Source organism: Kinneretia sp. DJ1R-11 (assembly GCF_025717595.1).
Lineage (GTDB): Bacteria > Pseudomonadota > Gammaproteobacteria > Burkholderiales > Burkholderiaceae_C > Paucibacter_A.
Genome location: NZ_JAJIRR010000011.1, coordinates 172,143 through 192,208 on the forward strand (window position 1 = coordinate 172,143; position 20,066 = coordinate 192,208).

General features: G+C 60.6%; 17 protein-coding genes. 13 read left to right on the top strand and 4 right to left on the bottom strand.

The genetic code is table 11. The annotated features are described in order from the left end of the window. Window positions 1-5: 5 nt before the first annotated feature. From LNV23_RS17945 to lptF, 4 genes are read right to left on the bottom strand one after another with little or no spacing between them, the layout of a single operon-like run. On the bottom strand, window positions 6-950 hold the full coding sequence (locus tag LNV23_RS17945) for a CysB family HTH-type transcriptional regulator (protein ID WP_263564232.1): 945 nt from the start codon (window positions 948-950) through the stop codon (window positions 6-8). Beyond that, window positions 947-1,339 carry a sirohydrochlorin chelatase gene (locus LNV23_RS17950; protein WP_263564233.1) on the bottom strand — a complete coding sequence of 131 codons (393 nt, stop codon included), beginning with the start codon at window positions 1,337-1,339 and terminating at the stop codon, window positions 947-949. Before LNV23_RS17950 ends, LNV23_RS17945 begins: the two co-directional genes overlap by 4 nt. Window positions 1,340-1,359: 20 nt before the next feature. Beyond that, a complete protein-coding gene (lptG, locus tag LNV23_RS17955; RefSeq protein ID WP_263564234.1) occupies window positions 1,360-2,478 on the bottom strand; it encodes an LPS export ABC transporter permease LptG in 1,119 nt (372 codons plus the stop codon). Next, a complete protein-coding gene (gene lptF, locus LNV23_RS17960; protein ID WP_263564235.1) occupies window positions 2,475-3,596 on the bottom strand; it encodes an LPS export ABC transporter permease LptF in 1,122 nt (373 codons plus the stop codon). The genes lptG and lptF overlap by 4 nt, the downstream gene beginning before the upstream one ends. Before the next feature lie 29 nt (window positions 3,597-3,625). Between lptF and LNV23_RS17965 the strand changes: the two genes are divergently transcribed. From LNV23_RS17965 to LNV23_RS18025, 13 genes are all read left to right on the top strand, one after another. Then, entirely contained in the window at window positions 3,626-5,101 is a 1,476-nt protein-coding gene (locus LNV23_RS17965; RefSeq protein WP_263564236.1) for a leucyl aminopeptidase, read from the top strand. 60 nt (window positions 5,102-5,161) lie between these two features. Beyond that, window positions 5,162-5,593 carry a DNA polymerase III subunit chi gene (locus tag LNV23_RS17970; RefSeq protein ID WP_263564237.1) on the top strand — a complete coding sequence of 144 codons (432 nt, stop codon included), beginning with the start codon at window positions 5,162-5,164 and terminating at the stop codon, window positions 5,591-5,593. 150 nt (window positions 5,594-5,743) lie between these two features. Beyond that, window positions 5,744-6,886 (top strand): branched-chain amino acid ABC transporter substrate-binding protein, encoded by a 1,143-nt coding sequence (locus LNV23_RS17975; RefSeq protein ID WP_263517495.1) that lies wholly within the window; start codon window positions 5,744-5,746, stop codon window positions 6,884-6,886. A gap of 545 nt (window positions 6,887-7,431) precedes the next feature. Beyond that, entirely contained in the window at window positions 7,432-8,775 is a 1,344-nt protein-coding gene (locus LNV23_RS17980; RefSeq protein ID WP_263564238.1) for a TIGR03013 family XrtA/PEP-CTERM system glycosyltransferase, read from the top strand. A 109-nt stretch (window positions 8,776-8,884) separates the two neighbouring features. Beyond that, the gene (gene prsK, locus LNV23_RS17985) at window positions 8,885-11,032 is read left to right on the top strand and encodes an XrtA/PEP-CTERM system histidine kinase PrsK (protein WP_263564239.1); all 2,148 of its coding nucleotides are present in this window, start codon (window positions 8,885-8,887) and stop codon (window positions 11,030-11,032) included. Further along, complete coding sequence (gene prsR, locus LNV23_RS17990; protein ID WP_263564240.1) at window positions 11,029-12,396, top strand: PEP-CTERM-box response regulator transcription factor; 1,368 nt, start codon at window positions 11,029-11,031, stop codon at window positions 12,394-12,396. The genes prsK and prsR overlap by 4 nt, the downstream gene beginning before the upstream one ends. Before the next feature lie 364 nt (window positions 12,397-12,760). Beyond that, the gene (locus tag LNV23_RS17995; RefSeq protein ID WP_263564241.1) at window positions 12,761-14,050 is read left to right on the top strand and encodes a GNAT family N-acetyltransferase; all 1,290 of its coding nucleotides are present in this window, start codon (window positions 12,761-12,763) and stop codon (window positions 14,048-14,050) included. Window positions 14,051-14,112: 62 nt separating this feature from the next. Then, window positions 14,113-14,862, top strand: coding sequence for a trypsin-like peptidase domain-containing protein (locus LNV23_RS18000; RefSeq protein WP_263564242.1), 750 nt, complete (start codon window positions 14,113-14,115; stop codon window positions 14,860-14,862). A gap of 323 nt (window positions 14,863-15,185) precedes the next feature. Continuing rightward, the gene (locus LNV23_RS18005; protein ID WP_263564243.1) at window positions 15,186-16,391 is read left to right on the top strand and encodes a glycosyltransferase; all 1,206 of its coding nucleotides are present in this window, start codon (window positions 15,186-15,188) and stop codon (window positions 16,389-16,391) included. Between the two features lie 30 nt (window positions 16,392-16,421). After that, the gene (locus LNV23_RS18010) at window positions 16,422-16,958 is read left to right on the top strand and encodes a YbaK/EbsC family protein (protein ID WP_263564244.1); all 537 of its coding nucleotides are present in this window, start codon (window positions 16,422-16,424) and stop codon (window positions 16,956-16,958) included. After that, window positions 16,955-17,194, top strand: a complete 240-nt coding sequence (locus LNV23_RS18015; RefSeq protein WP_263564245.1) for a DUF1289 domain-containing protein — start codon at window positions 16,955-16,957, stop codon at window positions 17,192-17,194. Before LNV23_RS18010 ends, LNV23_RS18015 begins: the two co-directional genes overlap by 4 nt. A 91-nt stretch (window positions 17,195-17,285) precedes the next feature. Continuing rightward, window positions 17,286-17,936 carry a 2-hydroxychromene-2-carboxylate isomerase gene (locus tag LNV23_RS18020; protein WP_263564246.1) on the top strand — a complete coding sequence of 217 codons (651 nt, stop codon included), beginning with the start codon at window positions 17,286-17,288 and terminating at the stop codon, window positions 17,934-17,936. Window positions 17,937-18,275: 339 nt separating this feature from the next. Next, on the top strand, window positions 18,276-19,958 hold the full coding sequence (locus tag LNV23_RS18025; RefSeq protein WP_263564247.1) for an MFS transporter: 1,683 nt from the start codon (window positions 18,276-18,278) through the stop codon (window positions 19,956-19,958). The last annotated feature ends 108 nt before the right edge of the window (window positions 19,959-20,066 follow it).

Here is a 20,066-nt window from a genome sequence, read left to right on the forward strand (position 1 = left end):
AGGCGTCAGAGTTTGTAGTCGCTGGCGTCGCCGCTCATGGCGCGCTCCAGCAGTGGGCGATTGAGGCGGTCTGACAGCAGCTCGGCAAAGCTGTAGACATAATTCCTCAGATAAGCGCCACGCTTGAAGGCGATGCGCGTGACATTCTGGCCGAACAGATGGCCCAGCGGCCGCGAGGCCAGATCGCCGCCCGGCGCGTCTTCTCGCACCGCCATCTCGGCGACGATGCCGACACCCATGCCCAGGCGCACATAGGTCTTGATGACATCGGAATCGATGGCCTCCAGAACAAAGTTCGGATGCAAACCGCGCGCACTGAAGGCACGGTCGATGCGCGTGCGCCCCGTGAAGCTTGGGTGATAGGAAACCAGGGGTTCGGCGGCGAGTTGTTCCAAGCTGGGGCGTTCGACCTGCGCCAAGGGGTGGTCGGCCGGTACCACCAATACATGCTGCCATTCATAGCAGGGCAGGGTGACCAGATCCTCGATCTGGGCCAGGGACTCGGTGGCCAGGCCGACGTCGGCGCTGTCATCCAGCAGCATGCGCACGACTTGGTCAGGGTTGCCTTGGTGCAGGCTGATGCGGACCAAAGGCATCTGACGGCGCAGCTGAGCCACTGGGCCGGGCAACACATAACGTGCCTGGGTGTGGGTGGTGGCAATCGACAGGGTGCCGTTGTCCTGCTTGGAATACTCATCGCCAATGCGCTTGAGATTGTTGACCTCGCGCATGATGATTTCGATGGCGGCCAGCACCTGTTGTCCCGGTTCCGTGATTCGGCGCAGGCGTTTGCCGTGGCGGGCGAAGATGTCGATGCCCAGCTCTTCTTCGAGTTCCAAAATTGCCTTGGACACGCCCGGCTGCGAGGTGAAGAGCGCCTTGGCGGTCTCGGTCAGGTTCAGGTTGCGGCGCGCAGCCTCCTGCACGAAGCGAAACTGATGCAGGTTCATGTCTGCGGCTCGAGCGGGCCATCAAGCCAGGCCAGGCTGGCGTCGGTCATGGCTTGGATGATGCGATCCTGATCGCCCAAAGCCGGGTGCAGCAACCAGCTGACAGCCTCGCCATAGTGTTGCTGCAGGCGTTCCAGCAGCGGGGGAATGTCGCGCCGCACATGGCCGCCGGTGCCCAAGAACATGGGCACGATATGGATGCTGGTGCAGCCCTGTGCTGCGAGCTCATGCGCGGCCTGCTCCAGGTTGGGTTCCATGAATTCCAGAAAGGCCAGCCGCAGAGGCAGATCGGGGCGCTGTTCCGCTAAGCGGGCGGCAACGGCTTGGAAGGGGCGAGCCCAATCGGGGTCGCGCGCTCCGTGGGCAAACAGCAGCAGTCCTTGGCTCATGGGATAGGTTCCGTGGGGGGTCAGCGGTAGCGAACCAGCCAGCCAAAGGCGGCCAGAGAAAGGGCGAGATAGACAAGGCTTGGCGAGGCGGCGGCGGCCCAGGGTGTCCAGTTGTTCAGGATGCCCATATGGCCCGCCACATTGTTCAGCAGCACAAAGCTGATGCCCAGCATGATGCCGCCGAAGACCTTCAGGCTGATGCCGCCCGAGCGTCCGTGCAGATAGGCAAAGGGCAGGGCCAGGGCAATCATCACAAAGCAGGCGAAGGGGTAGAGCGCTTTGCGCCAGAACTGAATGTTGTGGGCCTGCGCGGATTGCTCTTGTGCCGACAGGTGCTCGGTGTAGCGGTAGAGCTCCAAGGTGGACATGGAGCCGGCAGGCAGCACCGCGGCCGTTATCACGCCTGCATGCAGGCTGCTGGGCCAGTCCAGGCTGGGCTGGCGAAGCTCGCGCACGGGGGCTTCTTTGCTGCCGGGGCTGCTGCGGGTGGACCACTCAGTCCGCTGCACGTCTTGCAGTTGCCACAAGCCTTGCTTATCGACGCTGGCACGTTCGGCCGCAGTGCGGGAGATCAGGCCGCCATGTTCATCAAATTCAAAGATGCGCACATCGCGTAACTGGCCGGCCACATCGGCTTGACCGACGTTGATCGAATAGCTGCGCTCCTGGCCGTCTACGGTTCGATGCTCCTTGAGCCAGGCTCCCTTGGCGCTGGATTGGGCATCACCGGTGGCGCTGGCGCGCAACAGGTCGTATTGGCGTTTGAAGAATGGCTCGGCATAGTCGCCGGCAACAAAGGTCAGCACTGCGAAAACCAATGCCAGATTGGCCAGGAGGCCGAGTGCTCGGCCCGGCCCGAGGCCACCGGTACGCAAGATGGTGAACTCGCTGGATTGCGCCAGACGGGCCAGGGAGAAAATCGTGCCGATCAGCACTGTGATCGGGAATAGTTGGTAGAAATGCCCCGGTATGGACAGCAAGGCCAGCTGTACCGCCACCCAGCTGCCGGCTCCGGCACGGCTCATCCGGTCGATTTCATCGACGCAATCGGTGAAGAAGAACAGGGACAAAAAGGCCAGGGTGACAAAGGCGACCGCACCGACGATGTCGCGGTAGAGCAGGCGGCGGACGGTCTTCATGCGGGGTTCCCCGGGCAACTGGCTTTCAGACCAGCGCCGCGGCGGCGCGGCAGGTGGATGCGATTGCCTTGGTCGCGCCACCACAGCAGCAGCAAGGCCAGAGCCAAAGCGCTGCCATGCACGCTGAACAGGGCGCCGCTCATGCTCATGCGGCCGCTGGTGATCCAGGCTTGGCTCAGGTTGACCAAGTTGAAGTAGACGACAAAGGTCAGCAAGGCGAAGAGCAGGTTCCAGTTGCTGGCGCGGCGCGGATTGGTGGCCGACAGACCCAGACCCAGCAGGCACATATTGAAGGCCGACAAAATCATGCCGAAGCGCCAAGCTAGTTCGGCGCGGTTGCGCGGGGTGGGGCTGTTCAGCAGCTCCATCGTGGCGAGGGCTTTGGGGGGCAACTGGTCGGCCGAGCGCAGCACCTGGCTGTCCATCAGCACTTGGTACTCTTCGAAGCGGGCCAGCGTCTTCTCGCCGCCAAAGCCCTTCATTTCATTGCGCTGGCCTCGGTCCAGCACGAGGAAGCGGTCATCGCCGTTTTGTTCGATGCGGCCTTTGGATGAGGTGGTGACCGATTCGGTGTCGTTTTGCTTGGACAGGATGAACACATTGCGACCGGTGCGGCCGTCCTCGCTGTCCCGCTCGATGAAGAAGACCCGGCTGCCGTCACGCGAAGGCTGGAATTGGCCAGGCGCCACGCGGGAGAGATCGCTTCGTTTCTGATAGCGCTCGCGCAGCTGGGCGCTGTTCTGGTTGCCCCAGGGCCAGATCAGGAGATACAGCGCCATCACCACCAGCAAGACCGGCCAGGCCATGCGGAATACCGGCTTGGCAAAGCGGGTCAGGCCGATGCCGCTGGAGAACCAGATGGACATTTCCGAGTCGCGGTACATGCGGCCCAAGCTGGTCACGATGGCGATGAACAGCGACAGGATCAGCATGGTGGGTAGATGGCCCAACGAGGCATAACCCAGCAACAGCATGACATCCTGCGGCGCCACGCTGCCGCCCGCCGCTTGGCCCAGGGTGCCAATCAGCATGATGGTGAGGACGGTGGTGAGAATGACCACGAGGGTCACGCCGAAGCTGCGCGCCAACTCGGTACGTACGGTGGAATCGAATAACATCCTGAGACTTTTTTCTACTCGGCGACATTATGGACTTCCGTACACAGTCTGCGTCCTTTGACGCATTGGCCAGCTTCAACGCTGATGCTTTGATCCTGGTTCTGGGCGGTGACACGCTGCCCGCGGGCCTGGACGCCGGCCTGAGCGCCCTCATCAAGGACGCGATCAAGCTGGGCGACTTCGAGTTGAAAGCTGGCAAATCGCTGGTGCTGCAGCGCCCCGCCGGTGTGAAGGCCCCGCGCGTGGTGCTGGCCGCCTCTGGCAAGACCAGCGTCAAGGCCGCGCGCTCGGCGGTGCAAGCGGCCCTGGGCCTGCTCAAGGGCCGCGGCGTGGCCCACGCCGGTGTGGCCTTTGTCGGCTTTGATTTGGCCGCCCATGGCGACAGCCTGGCCGAGCAGTTCGTGCTGGCTGCGGGCGATGCAACCTATGTGTACCGCCACACCAAGCCGAGCGCACCGGAAGCCGGCAAGCTGGCCAAGCTGAGCCTGTTGGTGGACAAGGCCGACACAGCCTTCGCCAAGGCCGCCAAGCTGGGCCTGGCTCGCGGCGAGGCGATCGGTGCGGGTGTCGAGTTGGCGCGCGAATGCGCCAACCGTCCGGGCAATTACGCCACACCGACCTTCCTTGGCGAGCAAGTCAAGGCCTTGGGCCAGACCTACGGCCTGAAGGTCGAAGTGCTGGACAAGAAGGCGGTTGAGAAGCTGGGCATGGGCTCCTTCCTGTCCGTCGCTCAAGGCTCGGACGAGCCCCTGCGCTTCATCGTCGCCCGTTACGAGGGCGCTGCCAAGACCCAGGCTCCGGTGGTGCTGGTGGGCAAGGGCATCACCTTTGACTCGGGCGGCATCTCGCTGAAGCCGGGCGCCGAGATGGACGAGATGAAGTTCGACATGGGCGGCGCTGCCAGTGTCATCGGCACCCTGCGCGCCGTGGCTGAGCTCAAGCCCAAGATCAATCTGGTGGTGCTGATCGCTGCCTGCGAGAACATGCCCAGCGGTCGCGCTCTCAAGCCGGGTGATGTGGTGACCTCGATGTCGGGTCAGACCATTGAAATCCTCAACACCGACGCCGAAGGCCGTCTGGTGCTGTGCGATGCGCTGACCTACGCCGAGCGTTTCAAGCCCGCAGCGGTGGTGGACGTGGCTACGCTGACCGGCGCCTGCGTGATCGCCCTGGGCGGTGTGCGCAGCGGCATGTACGCCAACGACGAGAGCCTGGCTCAGGCTCTGACCGCAGCCGGCGAAGCCTCGCTGGACCTGTGCTGGCGCATGCCTTTGGATGACGACTACGAAGAAGGCCTCAAGAGCAACTTCGCGGACGTCGCCAATGTGGGCTCGCGTGCCGGTGGCTCGATCACCGCGGCCAAGTTCCTGCAGCGCTTTGCCAGCAAGTTCGTCTGGGGTCACCTGGACATCGCCGGTACCGCCTGGAAGGGCGGCGCGGCCAAGGGCGGCACCGGTCGTCCGGTCGGCCTGCTGACGCACTTCGTGCTGTCGCAAGTTCGTTGATCGAAGAATGGCGCGGGCGCCTGTGATCGGCGCTCGCCGTTTCTCGTTCATAAGGACCGAATGACTACCGAAGTCAGCTTCTACACCGGCGTCGCCGATCGACTCGGCTACTTGGTTCGCCTGCTGCGCAAGTCACAGCAGGCCGGTGTGCGCACGGGTGTGTGTGGGCCGGCCCATTTGCTGGGGCGTCTGGACAGCAAGCTCTGGGATGCCGAGGCCAGCATTTTTGTGCCGCACGCGCGCTGGGAAGCTGCGCATGCGGGCACGCCCTTGGGCGAGCACACGCCGGTTTTGTTGAGTGAGCGGTGCGCGGACTTGCCCCATCGCGAGGTGCTGCTCAATGTCGGCGCTGAAATGCCCGAAGGTTTCGACGAATTCCAGCGCGTGCTGGAGGTGGTCTCGACCGACCCCGAGCAGGTGCAGGCTGCGCGCCGGCGCTGGCGCCGCTATGAAGAGTTGGGCTTCAAGGTCACCCACCACAAGGTGGCTTGAGGGCTTTGAAGCCTTGCCAGTTGCACCCTGGCAAAGCCTGTTGCGCTTCCATGCTTTCCCCATGTCGTCACCCCCTTGTTTTGGGGTATGTTCAAGGGGTTGAGAATTCAACGGCAAATAACTCTCCTTCTTCCAACTCGGAGGTAATTCATGCAGGTTAAATTGAATGTTGTGGTCGGCGCCGTGGCGCTGATGCTGAGCGGTGCTGCCATGTCCCAGGACTTGGTCGTGAAGATCGGTCACGTCGGCCCCACCAGCGGCGCGATTGCCCACCTGGGCAAGGACAATGAGTTGGGCGCTCGCATGGCCATCACCGAGCTGAACGCCAAGGGCGTGATGATCGGCGGCAAGAAGGCCAAGTTCGAACTGCTGGCTGAAGACGACGCTGGCGATCCGAAGCAAGGCACTGCAGCTGCACAGAAGCTGGTCGACTCCAAGGTCAACGGTGTGGTCGGTCACCTGAATTCGGGTACCTCCATTCCCGCTTCCAAGGTCTACAGCGACGCTGGCATTCCCCAGATCTCGCCTTCGGCCACCAACCCCAAGTTCACACGCAACGGCTACAAGACCACCTTCCGCGTGGTGGCCGATGACGTGCACCTGGGTGGCACGCTGGGCAAGTACGCCGTCAAGGAGCTGAAGGGCCAGTCGATCGCCGTGATCGACGACCGTACCGCTTACGGCCAAGGCGTCGCTGACGAGTTCGAAAAGGGCGTCAAGGCTTCCGGCGGCAAGGTCGTTGGTCGCGAGTTCACCACCGACAAGGCAACGGACTTCACCGCCATCCTGACCAACTTGAAAGCCAAGAAGCCCGACGTGGTCTTCTTTGGCGGTATGGATGCTGTGGCCGGCCCGATGCTGCGCCAGATGAAGCAACTGGGCATCGAAGCCAAGTTCGTGGGTGGTGACGGCATCTGCTCGGGCGAACTGCCCAAGCTGGCCGCTGGCACCATGGGTGACGGCCAAGTGGTTTGCGCTGAAGCCGGTGGCGTGGAAGGCGAATCGAAGAAGACTTCGGACGCATTCAAGGCCAAGTTCAAGGAAACCTACAAGGTTGAAGTCCAGATCTACGCTCCTTACGTCTACGACGCTGTGAACGTTCTGGTGGCTGCCATGGTCAAGGCTGGTTCTTCCGAGCCGGCAAAGTATCTGCCGGTGTTGGCCAAGACGGAAGGTTACAAGGGCGTGACTGGCACCATCTCCTTCGACAACAAGGGTGACATCAAGAATGGCGCCCTGACCATGTACACCTACAAGGGTGGCGAGAAGTCGCAGATCGCTGTGGTTCGCTGATTTAGACAGCTCTCTTCAGATCGCAAAAGGCCCGCTTCAGCGGGCCTTTTTTATTCCGCTGACCCAATGTGAGGACAGTTGCGCCTTAGGGCGTGGCGGTTTGGTTTCTCGTCCTTGCTTGATTTCCGTGTCCGCCAGATGCCTAGATTTGCTTGTGGTGCAGTCCCGTGGAAAAGGCACGCTGTCGGCAGTTGTGATTTTCAAGGTGAATGACGAATGCGTTCTACTGTCAGCACTTAGTCGCCGGCACATGAAACTTCAATGGCCGTATAGCGCAAATTTGTCTTTATTCCCGCGGGTCCCCCTCTAAACGGGGGGCTTTCAAGGCGGGTAGCTACAGGCATCATTCGCTCGCGATCAAGGTAAGACCCAGCGTCAGATTTGATTGCCTGCTTCTAGGTCCGCTGCTAAGCGCGGAACGCCCGGCGTCCATTTCTTGGATGCCAAGAGTTTGAGGCAGGCACTTGACGCGGTTTGCAGTTCAGTTTTTGTGATCGGGGAATAACATGATTCGGATATTCAGCCACTATTTGCACAGGCAGACCTTGCTGCAGGTCTTTTTTGATCTGGGGTTGATTGTTTTCGCGGTGGTGGCTGTGGTCATGAGTCAGGACGAGGCCGCGTCCTCGGTGATTCCCTTTGTCGCTTCTCATGGCCTGTCTTTGGCTGGTTGCATGTTCGTGATCAATTCGGCGAGTGGTCTCTATCAACATGTTCACAACCGCTCGCTGACTGAGTCCTGTGCTCGCGCTTTGCTTGGTTTGTTGTTCGGACTCCCGCTGGCATATGCAATCTTCAGTCTCCTGCCTGTGGATCCCGGTCATCGCCAACTGGTGACGGTTGCGGCCATGGTCGCTGTTGCTGCCGTGATGGTTCATCGTGTGTACGCTGCTCATGCAGGGGCCCAGTCCCGCACGCGGACACGCATCCTGATTTTTGGATCTGGCGCCGTCGCGAAGACAGTCGGTGCAACCCTGAAGGCCGCTGATCCGCATGCCTTGATCGTCGGCTATTTGCCCGGGCCTAACGAAGAGAGCTTCGAAGTTCCCCAGGGCGAAATGATCGAATCACGCGGCTCCTTGACCGAGACTGCTCGGAGCTTGGGTGTGGATGAAATCGTTGTGGCGCTGTCCGAGCGTCGCGGCGGCAGCATGCCCTTGCGTCAACTGCTCGACTGCAAGCTGTATGGCATTCGCGTGGTCGACATTGCCACTCACTTTGAAAAGACGCTTGCTCAGATCAAGATCAGCCACGTCAATGCGGGCTGGTTGATTTTTGGTGATGGCTTCAATCAAGGCATGGTGCGCACAGCGATCAAGCGCCTTTGCGACATCGTTTTTTCTTCCTTGATCTTCCTGGTGTCCCTGCCGATCATGCTGGTCACCGCCGTGCTGATCAAGCTGGAATCCAAAGGTCCGGTTCTGTATCAGCAAGAACGGGTTGGCTTGAACGGTGCCATCTTCAAGGTCATCAAGTTCCGAAGCATGCGTACCGACGCAGAGAAGGACGGCAAGCCACGTTGGGCTACCCTGAATGATGATCGGGTGACGCGTGTCGGGCGATTCATCCGCAAAGTGCGTATCGACGAGCTGCCTCAGCTGCTGAATGTGCTGCGCGGTGAGATGAGCATGGTGGGCCCTCGTCCCGAGCGTCAATTCTTCGTTGATGATTTGATCAGCAAGATCCCTTACTTCGCCGTTCGTCACAGCGTCAAGCCCGGTGTGACGGGTTGGGCTCAGGTTCGCTACGAGTACGGCTCGACCGTGGAAGACTCGATCGAGAAGCTGCAGTACGACCTGTACTACGTCAAGAACAATTCCTTGTTCCTTGATTTGCTGATCATGCTGGAAACGGTGGCTGTGGTTCTGACCGGCAAAGGCGCACGCTGATCGAGTTCCTGCGCTCCTCAAGATGGGCCGGCTCCTGGAGTCGGCCTTTTTTCTGCCTTGCCGCAGGTGAGCTCTTGGCATTTGTGCCGATTCAGCTGGGCCGTGCGCCGTGCTCCAATCGTTGATGCTTAACAATTTGCTGGATCTCAGCTTGTTTGGTGATGCGCTGGCCGCTTCGGCCTATGCGGTTTTCACGCTCTATTTCACTTGGAAACTTTGTTGGCGCCGTAGCGTGCCTGCACACATTGTTTCCTACGTGTTTTTGGCCGCTCTCAGTGTCAGCACGGCCTGGGCCGCTTTGTCCTGGCTGACCCAATGGCTGCGCCTGCCCATTGAGGTCGATGTCTGGTTGATTCCTCTTGCCGATTGGTTGCGCTACGCCCTGTGGCTTGCCTTCATTTGTCTGCTCTTGCGTCCTTCCGATGGCGGGGCTCGGGCAGCAGGTTTGCCTCGGTTCGTACCGCTCGCGGTTTTGGTTTCCCTGGTTTCGCTGGCTTTTTTGCTCTCGCGTGAATACAGCAACCCCTGGCTGTCTTGGCCGGTCATGCTCAGTCGGCCTGCTGCTTTTGCTTCGCTGGCTCAGGCTGTGGTGGGCTTGATCCTGATTGAGCAATTGCTGCGCAACGTTTCAGCCGATTCACGCTGGAATGCCAAGCCCGTTTGTCTCGGCCTGAGTGTCATCTTTGCCTTCGATCTGTTCTTTTTCTCTCAGGCCGCTTTGTTTCGGCGCTTTGACAGCGATGCATTGAGCGTGCGTGCGCTGGTCCACAGTCTTGCGGTGCCCCTGCTGTTCATGGCCGCCCGGCGGCAGGTCGATTGGCTGGACAAGCTTCATGTCTCTCGGGCCGCTGTGTTTCATTCGGCCACGCTCCTGCTGGTGGGGGCTTATTTGCTGCTCGTGTCGGGCGTTGGCTATTACGTCCGCTACACCGGTGGTGAGTGGGGCAGGGCCCTTCAATTGGCCCTGATGTTCGTGGCGCTGATCGCGCTGGCTGTGGCCGTGTTGTCGGGCTCGATTCGGGCGCGCCTGAAGATCTACATCAGCAAGAATTTCTTCAATTACCGCTATGACTACCGTGAGGAGTGGCTGCGCTTTACAGCCATCTTGTCTTCGGGCAGCTCGCCCCAGGAAATGGGCCTTACGGTGGTCAAGGCAATGGCCAATCTGGTGGAGGCACCCTCAGGCGCACTGTGGTTGCGGCGCGGTGTCGAGGCTGAGTTGCACCCGGTGGTCCATTGGAACCTGCCCCAACAAGATCAAGCGGAACCGAGTGCCTCCAGCTTTTGCGAGTTCCTGCGTCGGCGCAACTGGATTGTTGACACCCAACAACTTCGCTCGCAGAGCCAGGAGTATCAGGACGTGACGCTGCCTGAATGGCTGCTGGCTGACGCGCGCTATTGGTTGGTCATTCCTTTGATCGTGAGCGGAGAACTGCTGGGATTGGTCTTGCTGGGGCGGCCGCGGGCTCCCATCGAAGTCAACTGGGAAGTCCGCGACCTGCTCAAGACCGCCAGCAGTCAGGCTGCAAGCTATTTGGCCCAAATGCAGGCGGCAGAAGCTTTGCTCGAGGCGCGCAAGTTCGATGCCTTCAATCGCATGTCGGCCTTTGTGGTTCATGATTTGAAGAACATCGTGACCCAGCTGTCCTTGATGATGAGGAATGCCAAGCGGCTTCGAGATAATCCCGAATTTCAGCAGGACATGCTGGATACGGTGGAGAACTCATTGGAGAAAATGCGGCAGCTGATGCTGCAATTGCGCGAGGGCGAAAAGCCGCATGGCTTGAGCAGTGGCGTGGACCTTGTTGGCATTGCCAAGCGCTTGGCCGCGGCAGCCGATGCGAAGGGGCGGCGCCTGAACTTGCAGTTGAGCCAGGGCCTGCGTACACGTGGTCACGAGGATCGGGTTGAGCGAGTTCTCGGCCACGTGGTGCAGAACGCATTTGATGCCAGTGAAGCAGAGGCCACCGTGAGCTTGATCCTGGAACAGAATGGCAGCATGGCCCGCCTCATCATCAGCGATCAAGGCTGCGGAATGAGTGAAGAATTCATTCAGAACCGGCTTTTCAAACCTTTCCAGACCACCAAATCCAGCGGCATGGGCATCGGTGCATATGAAAGCTATCAATATCTGCAAGAGCTTGGCGGGAAGATTTCGGTGGAAAGTAAACTCAAGATCGGGACCACAGTGACGATTTCCTTGCCCTTGTTTCACAGCGGCGGTGCCGGTGAACGCAGCTTGGTGGGGGGCGCATGAACGCCACGCGTCAACAGCCCTTGCTGATCGTCGAGGACGATCTGTCGCTGCAAAAGCAACTGAAGTGGTCGCTTGATCGCTTTGAGTCGGTGTTAGCCCAGGATGTGGCCTCCGCAGTGCTGCAGTTCAGGCGTCACGGCCCGGCAGTAGTGACCATGGATCTCGGGCTGCCGCCGGACCAGGACTCGGTGTCCGAGGGGTTCAAGTGTCTGGAAAAGCTCTTGGAGCTGGACCCTTCGGCCAAGGTCATCGTGCTGACCGGCCAGAACGACCAGGACAATGCGCTGCGTGCCATCCGCATGGGCGCCTACGATTTTCTGTCCAAGCCGGTCGACCCCGATGTGCTGAGCTTGACAGTGGAGCGCGCTTACCGCCTCTATGAATTGCAACAAGAAAACCGCCGCTTGCAAACCGCCCAGCAGACCGGCGCTTTGAGCGGCTTGGTCACGCGTGACGCTCAAATGCAACGCATTTGCCGCACGATCGAAAAGGTCGCCAGCAGCGACGTCACGGTGCTCTTGCTCGGCGAAAGCGGCACCGGCAAGGAAGTGCTGGCCCAGGGCCTGCATGAGGCGTCCAAGCGAGAAGGGCGTTTCGTCGCCATCAATTGCGCCGCCATTCCTGAAAACCTGCTGGAGAGCGAGCTCTTCGGCTACGAGAAGGGCGCCTTCACGGGCGCCAGCAAGACCACCATCGGCAAGATCGAGACCGCCCACGGCGGCACTTTGATGCTTGATGAAATTGGTGATCTGCCCATGCCCTTGCAAGCCAAGCTCTTGCGTTTCTTGCAAGAGCGGGTGATCGAGCGGGTCGGCGGTCGCAAGGAGATTCCCATCGATGTGCGCGTAATCGGCGCCACCCACCAGGACTTGAAAGGCCAGATCAGCTCGGGTGGCTTCCGGGAGGATTTGTACTACCGCCTGGCTGAAATCGTGATCGACATACCTGCCCTGCGTGAGCGCCAGGGTGATGCGGTGCTCTTGGCCCACACCTTTTTACGCAAATTCAGCAGCGAGCTGCGTCGCCCTGGTTTGAGTTTGGGTGAAGACGCAATTCGCAAGATCGAGGCCTATCTCTGGCCCGGCAATGTGCGAGAGTTGCAGAACATCATCAAGCGTGCTGCCATCATGGCCGACGGCCAACAGATCACGGCCGATGACATCGGTATCGCCGCTGCAGCGCCGGCGGATGGCGAGGAGGCACCCGTCCTGGATTTGCGCACCGTTCGCGAGCGCGCTGAGCGTCAGGCTGTGGTAGCAGCCTTGGCGCGGGTGGACGGCAATATCGTGCGCGCGTCTGAACTGCTCGGCGTCAGCCGTCCGACCTTGTACGACCTGATGGACAAGCTGCAGATCAAGGCTTGAGCCAGTGACTTTCCTGGAGGGGGGGCTCGCGAGACCCTTCCGCTGAAGTATTCAGGCACGGTCGCTGAGTGGATCTGCCTTGGTGCTTGTGGCTCGAAGGATGCTCCTCTTAGAACAGCCCGCGCTCATCGAGACCAAGCTGATTGGTGTTCAGGCTGTGAAGCTCAGCAATCTCGTACTCTCGATAAGCTTGGGGTCTTGCCGCTTGCAAACTTTGTCACGATTTGTGCGCTCGGCGTATATTGGTCGGACGGTGGCGAGCACGCGTCTGCAGTGCCGTGAGGCCCCACCCCTCCCGCTGATTCCATACCCCGCCGTCTGAGTGCAGCGGAGTTCTTGGGGGACGCATCAGATTGAGGAATCTATGAGTCAAATCCGCCGGTCCAGCTTCCGCAAGAGCCTTCATCAACAGCTGCGCGGCTTGTTCCGCAAGTTCCCGCAGAGCATCCGCTTTCCCTTCTACCGGCGCATGGTGGACTGCGATCCTGCGCCCGATAGTCGGCTGGAGCTGAAAATTGCGGAAAGCCAGGAAGAGCTGGAAGCTTGTTTTCAGATCCTGCATGACGCTTACGTATCCAGCGGTTTCATGAAGCCTCATCCGTCTGGCATGCGCGTTACGATTTATCACGCACTTCCAACGACCACGACTTTGTGTGCCAAGTTTGACGGCCGTGTGGTGGGCACCATTTCAATCATCCGCGAAGGCGTGTTTGGCTTCCCGATGCAGTCGGCGTTTGATTTGACTCAAGTGCGCGCCAAAGGAGGAAAAATTGCGGAGATTTCCGCACTGGCGGTACACCCTGAATTCCGTCGCACTGGCGGCGCGATCTTGTTCCCCTTGATGAAGTTCATGCGCGAGTATTGTGCGGAGTACTTTGACACCCGTCACTTGGTGATCGCGGTGAATCCCGATCGCATTGAGCTCTACGAGGCGGTGTTGTACTGCGAGCGGCTTCAGGAAAACGTCGTTGATCGCTATGACTTCGCCAACGGTGCGCCCGCTGTCGGCGCGACCCTGGATTTGCGTTCTGCTGCGGCTGTGTTCAAACTGGGCTACGGTGGCCGCCCGCCGCGCAAAAACCTGCACAGGTACTTTTTTGAGCTGACTATTCCCAATATCAAGCGACCCAGCCGCAAGTACTTCACCACCAACGACCCGGTGATGACTCCTGAGTTGCTGGACTACTTCTTCAATCAAAGGACTCAAGTTCTTCCGCAGCTCGACGATCGCAAGAAGTCCCTGCTGTGGTCCATTTACGATCAAGTCGAGTACCGCCCTGTACTGCCTTTGATGCAGGGTTCCGCCGATCATGGCCATCCATTGCGTCGTCACCAGCGCTATTCCATCCGTTGCCCCGGCATCGTGGAGTTCGATCTGGGCGGGCAGAAAAAGAGCTTTGATTTGGATGTCATCGAGATCTCGCTTTCCGGCTTTCAGGCAGAGTCGAAGATCAGTCTTTCGCTAGACCAGGACGGCTGGGCTGAAATCGATTTGGGGCAGAACAAGCGTTCGCGGGTCGAGGTGCGTTTGGTTCGCCATCGTGAAACGGAGGCTGGGAATTTCTACGGCTTTAAGTTGGCCGATCCCGATCAGACATGGCGTGAGTGCGTGGCAGCCCTGGAGATGAGTTTGACCTCGGGAGATTTGGCTTGATACCTTGGATGAAATGCGTGGTGCGTGCTGGCTGCTGGACTTGGGCATCAAGCCTCCGCGGCATGGTTGCTGTTTTGGCATTGGCTGCCTTTGCAGTTCATGCCCAGAACGCATCCTCTTTGCCTGGTACGCCCGAGATCATTGCGCGTAGCAAACCCTCGGTGGTGCTGGTTGGTACCTTCAATCCCTTGGCCAATCCGCGCTTTGCCTTTCGAGGTACGGGCTTTGCCGTGGCCGATGGCACGCGCATTGCCACAAATGCCCATGTGCTACCTGAGCCCGGGTCCGAGCAAGAATCGCAATTGGTGGTGCAAGTCAAGCAGTCCAGTGGAGCTTGGGAACTACGCAAGGTTCTGGATGTCAGTTTGGAGCGCTCCCACGACTTGGCGATCCTGGACATCGGCGCTCCGGCTTTGCGGCCTTTGCCATTGAAAACCGAGCTGCCTCAGGAGGGCACCGAGGTGATTTTCATAGGCTTTCCTATCGGCGGGGCTCTGGGCTTTTCTCATGTCAGCCATCGCGGGATGATTTCGGCTATTACGCCCGTGGCGCTGCCTGCGCCCAGTTCCAACTCGCTGAACGCCCGCAATCTGTCTCAGCTGCGGGCCGGTGCTTTCAACATCTTGCAGATGGACGCCGTGGCCTACCCTGGCAACAGCGGCGGTCCTGTGCTCGATGCCCGCACAGGCGAGGTTCTGGGCGTCATCAATATGGTCTTGATCAAGAGCACCAAGGAATCGGTGCTGGCCCAGCCCTCAGGTATCAGCTATGCCATACCGATTGAGAATGTGGCCCGCATTTTGCAGCGTTGATCCGCCGGAATCTGGTCCGGTCATTCTGCTTTGCTTGCTGTAGAAAAGTCGTCATGAACGTAGCGCTGATCGGAGATGCCGGATCCGTCCACGCCCGTACCGCCCACGCTCTGGTGGTTCAGTGGCCTTTGCAACGCATTCTGGCCAGGCACGCCACGCAGATAGATGGCGCAGAAAATTTATGGGCTGTGCCGCGGGTCAACCGTTCGAAAATGCTTACGGCAAAGTTGTGAGCGAGCTTTGCGCCCCCGTCCAGTTTGGCCGAGCATGCCGGCCTTGAGCTTGGCTTGCGCCCCTTCCGTACCCACACTGAGTCGCGACTGATGACTGCATCGAAATTATTGTTCGTGGCTGAGGCCGTGTCCCTGGCCCATGTGGCGAGACCCAGCGTGCTGGCGCACCGCGCTGTTGAGTTGGGCCATGAGGTCGTGTTCGCGAGCAATGGTCAATTCCCGATCTGCTCAGCCAGCCCCGAGTGGCAATCTCATCCAGTGCAGAGCATTGCTCCTGCGCTGTTTCTGCAGCGTCTGGCGGCCGGCCAGCCGGTCTACACCGAGACGGAATTGCGTCAGTATGTGGAGGCTGACATCCGCATGCTTGAGACCGTGCGCCCAGCTGCGGTCGTGGGTGACTATCGGCTCTCCTTGAGTGTGGCGGCACGCAAGGTCGGCATTCCCCTGCTGGCGATCGCCAACGCGCATTGGAGCCCGTTTGCTCGTGATCAGCGCATGCAAGCACCCGAGATGGCGCCGGCTCGATTTCTGGGCTATGCCGGCCTGGATTTGGTGTTTCGAGCCGTTTGGCCATGGGCCAGCTTGCATCACTGCGCTGCCATGAACCGGGTGCGCAAGGACCATGGCTTGCCGCCTTATCGAACCTTGCGAGAGTACTACTGCGATGGCGATCTGACGCTCTATTCGGACACCCCAGCCCTGGTGCCTACCGAAGGCTTGCCGGCGTCGCACCACTATGTCGGGCCCATCGTGTGGTCGCCGACCATGGCATTGCCCGCGTGGTGGGAGCAGGCGCTCAGCCAAGGCCGGCCGCTGGCCTACATCACCCTGGGTTCGACCGGCAGCGTGGACCTGTTGCCTGGCATCATCGAAGCCTGCTTGGCCGAGGGCCTCAGCTGCTTGGTGGCCACGGCCGGCCGCAGCGACTTCCGCTCAGATTCACCCCATGTCTTCAGTGCGCCCTATCTGCCGGGCAGCGAGGCGGCCGCTCGGGCCGACTTGGTGGTGTGCAACGGCGGCAGTGCCACCGTGCAGCAGGCCTTGCAGAAGGGTCGGCCGGTGTTGGGCATCTGCTCCAACCTGGATCAGGTTCTGACCATGAAAGCCATGCAGCGAGCAGGCGTCGGGCGCTATTTCCGCGCCGGGCAATTCGCGCAGCCGCGCATGCGTCAGGCCTTGCGTGATTTGGCGACGGATCCGTCGCTGCGTGCTCGGGCCGGAGCGATGGTGAGTGAGTTTGCACACTGGGATCCCCGCATCCATTTCCCGCGCGTCTTGGATACCGTCCTGGCATAAGCGGCTGGCTGCGCCTGAGACAATGCGCGGATGAATTTGCCCGTCTCACCCGATTCCCCTGTTTCCCCAGTTGCCGAGGCCAGGCCCGAGGGCTTTCTTCGTGTCCAGGCGGCCTTGCGACAACGCGGCCATGCTCAGCCCCCCCGTTGGCTCGACGTTGCCGCGCGGACTTCGCAAGAAGCAGCCGAAGCCTTGGGCGTCAGCCTGGGCCAGATTGCCAAGTCGGTGGTGTTCCGTCGCCGGGCCGATGATGCCGCGGTGATGGTGATTGCCTCGGGCGATCGCCGCGTTGACGAGAAAAAGCTGCAGCAGCACACCGGGCCCCTGGGCCGCGCGGATGCCGACTTCGTCAAGTCGCACACCGGTTTCGCGATTGGCGGCGTGTCTCCGCTGGGCTTTGCGCCGGCGCAGGGCCTGTCTTTGCCTCAGCTGTTTCTGGACGCCGACCTGCTGCGCTTCGACCTCATCTGGGCTGCGGCTGGCCATCCGAACGGCGTGTTCCCGATGAGCCCGCAGGAGCTCAAACAGTTGACCGGTGCCGAGTTCATCGAAGTGGTGCAGGCATGAGTGGCTTGCATCCTCTTGCGCCTCTGGCTGCGCCAGCGCCGGCGTCCATCGTCAGCTCTCCTTGCACCAATATCTGCCGTATTCATGCGCCGACCGGTTGGTGCGAGGGATGTGCCCGCAGCATCCCGGAAATCACCGTGTGGTCGCGCGCCGACGATGACACGCGCCGCGAGATCCTGGCGCGCCTGCCCGAGCGTCGCGAGCAATTGGCAGAGCAAGGCATTTTCATCGCCTGAGCACGTCCGCACGCGTCTTTCACATCTACTTTTGTCTACCCGCGTTTGGCTGGGGCCCACAGGGCCGCAGCACCCGACAGGAACCTTACTCATGAAACAGCTGCGTTTTTACTTCGACCCGATTTCTCCCTATGCGGCACTGGCTTTCGAGCACCTGCCACAAGCCTTGGAGGGCCTGAGCTACAGCGTCGAGTACCGACCGATTCTGTTTGCCGCCTTGCTTCACGCCTTGGGCCAAAAAGGACCGGCCGAGATCGAACCCAAGCGCCAGTGGACCTTCCGTCAGGTCAGCTGGGCCGCTCACAAGTTGGGCCTGCCGCTGCAGGTGCCGGCCCAGCACCCATTCAACCCCTTGCCGCTGCTGCGCCTGGCCTGGGCCAGTGCTCCTGCGGGCGGCACGCCGAACCGGGCCACGGTCGAGCGCATCTTCCGCCACGTCTGGCGCAGCGAAGGTGCTCATCCCGCCGATGCCGCGCGTCTGGCCGACTTGACGCAGGAGCTCGCCCCGGTGCGCGACCCCGCCAGCGAAGAAATCAAGGAAGCGCTGCGTGTGGCCACCGAGGCGGCGCTGACGCTGGGGGTGTTCGGGGTGCCGACGATCGAGGTCGACGGCCGGCTGTTCTGGGGTCTGGATTCACTCGAAATGCTGGCTGCCTACCTCAAAGGCGACGCATGGTTTGAGCAGGGCGACTGGGAAGCGGCTGCCGTGTCGCGTCCTGGCTTGCGCCGCGCCGGCTCCTGAGGCTGCCGACACGGGTGATCTCATGAGCTGACGCGCTAGCTCAGCGGCTTGACGGCTCTGGCAATCCCAGCCAGGGACTTACCCTGTAAATGCCGAAGATTCCGCATCATGAAATTTTCAAGCAGGGTTGCAGCGGATTTTGTCAGCCAGCGTTCAGTTCGGCGTCAGAGTTGGGTCAGAGCCGACTCCCATGATGCGTGTCAAGAGCTACCGGTCGGTGGCTCTCAAGCAAACGTCGGTTTGCAAGAGGATGGGCCCTCAGCCTTTTTCGGATGAGAGCCGCTCAGGACCCCTGGTCCATCCCCTTGTGGCCGGCCGAAATCTACGGAGACACCCACCATGGCAACTGCAAACGCAGTCTCCACCAACACGCCGATGACGGCAGAGGAAAAGAAGGTCATCTTCGCTTCCTCGCTCGGTACCGTGTTCGAGTGGTACGACTTCTACCTTTACGGTTCGCTGGCGGCCATCATCGCCAAGCAGTTCTTCTCGCAACTGGACCCGCAGGCGGCCTTCATCGCCTCTCTGCTGGCCTTTGCGGCCGGTTTCATCGTGCGCCCCTTCGGTGCTCTGGTGTTCGGTCGCCTGGGTGACATGATCGGCCGCAAGTACACCTTCCTGGTGACCATCTTGATCATGGGCCTGTCGACCTTCATCGTCGGCATCTTGCCCGGTTCGGCCACCATCGGTGCAGCGGCTCCGGTGATCCTGATCGCGCTGCGCATGCTGCAAGGCCTGGCCCTCGGCGGCGAGTACGGTGGTGCGGCCACCTATGTGGCAGAGCATGCTCCGCATGGCAAGCGCGGCGCCTACACCTCTTGGATTCAAACCACGGCGACTTTGGGTCTGTTCCTGTCCTTGATGGTGATTTTGGGCACCCGCACCGTGGTCGGCGAGGCTGCGTTTGCCGACTGGGGTTGGCGCGTGCCATTCATCGTCTCCATCCTGCTGCTGGCCATCAGCGTCTGGATTCGACTGTCGATGAACGAGTCGCCGGCCTTCCAGAAGATGAAGTCGGAAGGCAAGACCTCCAAGGCCCCGCTGTCCGAGTCTTTCGGTCAATGGAAGAACTTGAAGATCGTTGCCCTGGCTTTGTTCGGTCTGGTTGCCGGCCAAGGGGTGGTCTGGTATTCGGGCCAGTTCTATGCCTTGTTCTTCTTGACCAGCGTGTTGAAGGTGGACAACGCCACCGCCAACATCATGGTGGCCGTTTCGCTGCTGCTGGGTACGCCTTTCTTTGTGATCTTTGGTACCTTGTCCGACAAGATCGGCCGCAAGCCCATCATCATGGCGGGCCTGCTGCTGGCCATCGTCACTTACTTCCCGCTGTTCAAGGCCCTGACCAACGCCGCCAACCCGGATCTGGCCAAGGCTCAGGCCAGTGCTCAGATCACCCTGACCGTGGACATGAGCACCTGCTCCTTCCAGGGCAGCCCGGTGGCCAAGGAAGTGGACTTCACCAGCTCCTGCGACATCGCCAAGCGAGCCCTGGCACAGTCTTCAGCCAGCTATGAAACGCTGCCCGGTCCCGCCGGTTCGGTGGCCGTCATCAAAGTCGGCGACAAGGTCATCAACGGCCTGAACGCCACCAAGCTGAACGACTACAAGTTCGATGAAGTGACGGTCAAGGGCATTGCCGCCTTCAAGAAGGAATTGGCTGAAGGCCTGAAGGCTGCCGGCTATCCCGCCAAGGCCGACCCGGCCAAGGTCAACCAACCCATGGTCGTGGCCATCCTCTTCGTCCTGGTGCTGTACGTGACCATGGTCTACGGTCCGATTGCCGCCATGCTGGTGGAAATGTTCCCGACCCGCATCCGCTACACCTCGATGAGCTTGCCGTACCACATCGGCAATGGCTGGTTCGGTGGCCTGCTGCCTTCCATCACTTTCGCGATGGTGGCGCAGAACGGCAACATTTACCACGGCCTCTGGTACCCGATCGGCGTGGCTGCCATGACCCTGGTCATCGGCCTGCTGTTCGTACGCGAAACCAAGGACGTGGACATCTACGCCAAGGACTGAGCGTTCAGCGGCGACGCCGCGATGCGAACGAAGGGGGAGGCCATGGGCCTCCCCCTTTTTCGTTCAGGTGACCCGTCCTGCCCAGCGTTGACACATTTGTACCTGAGA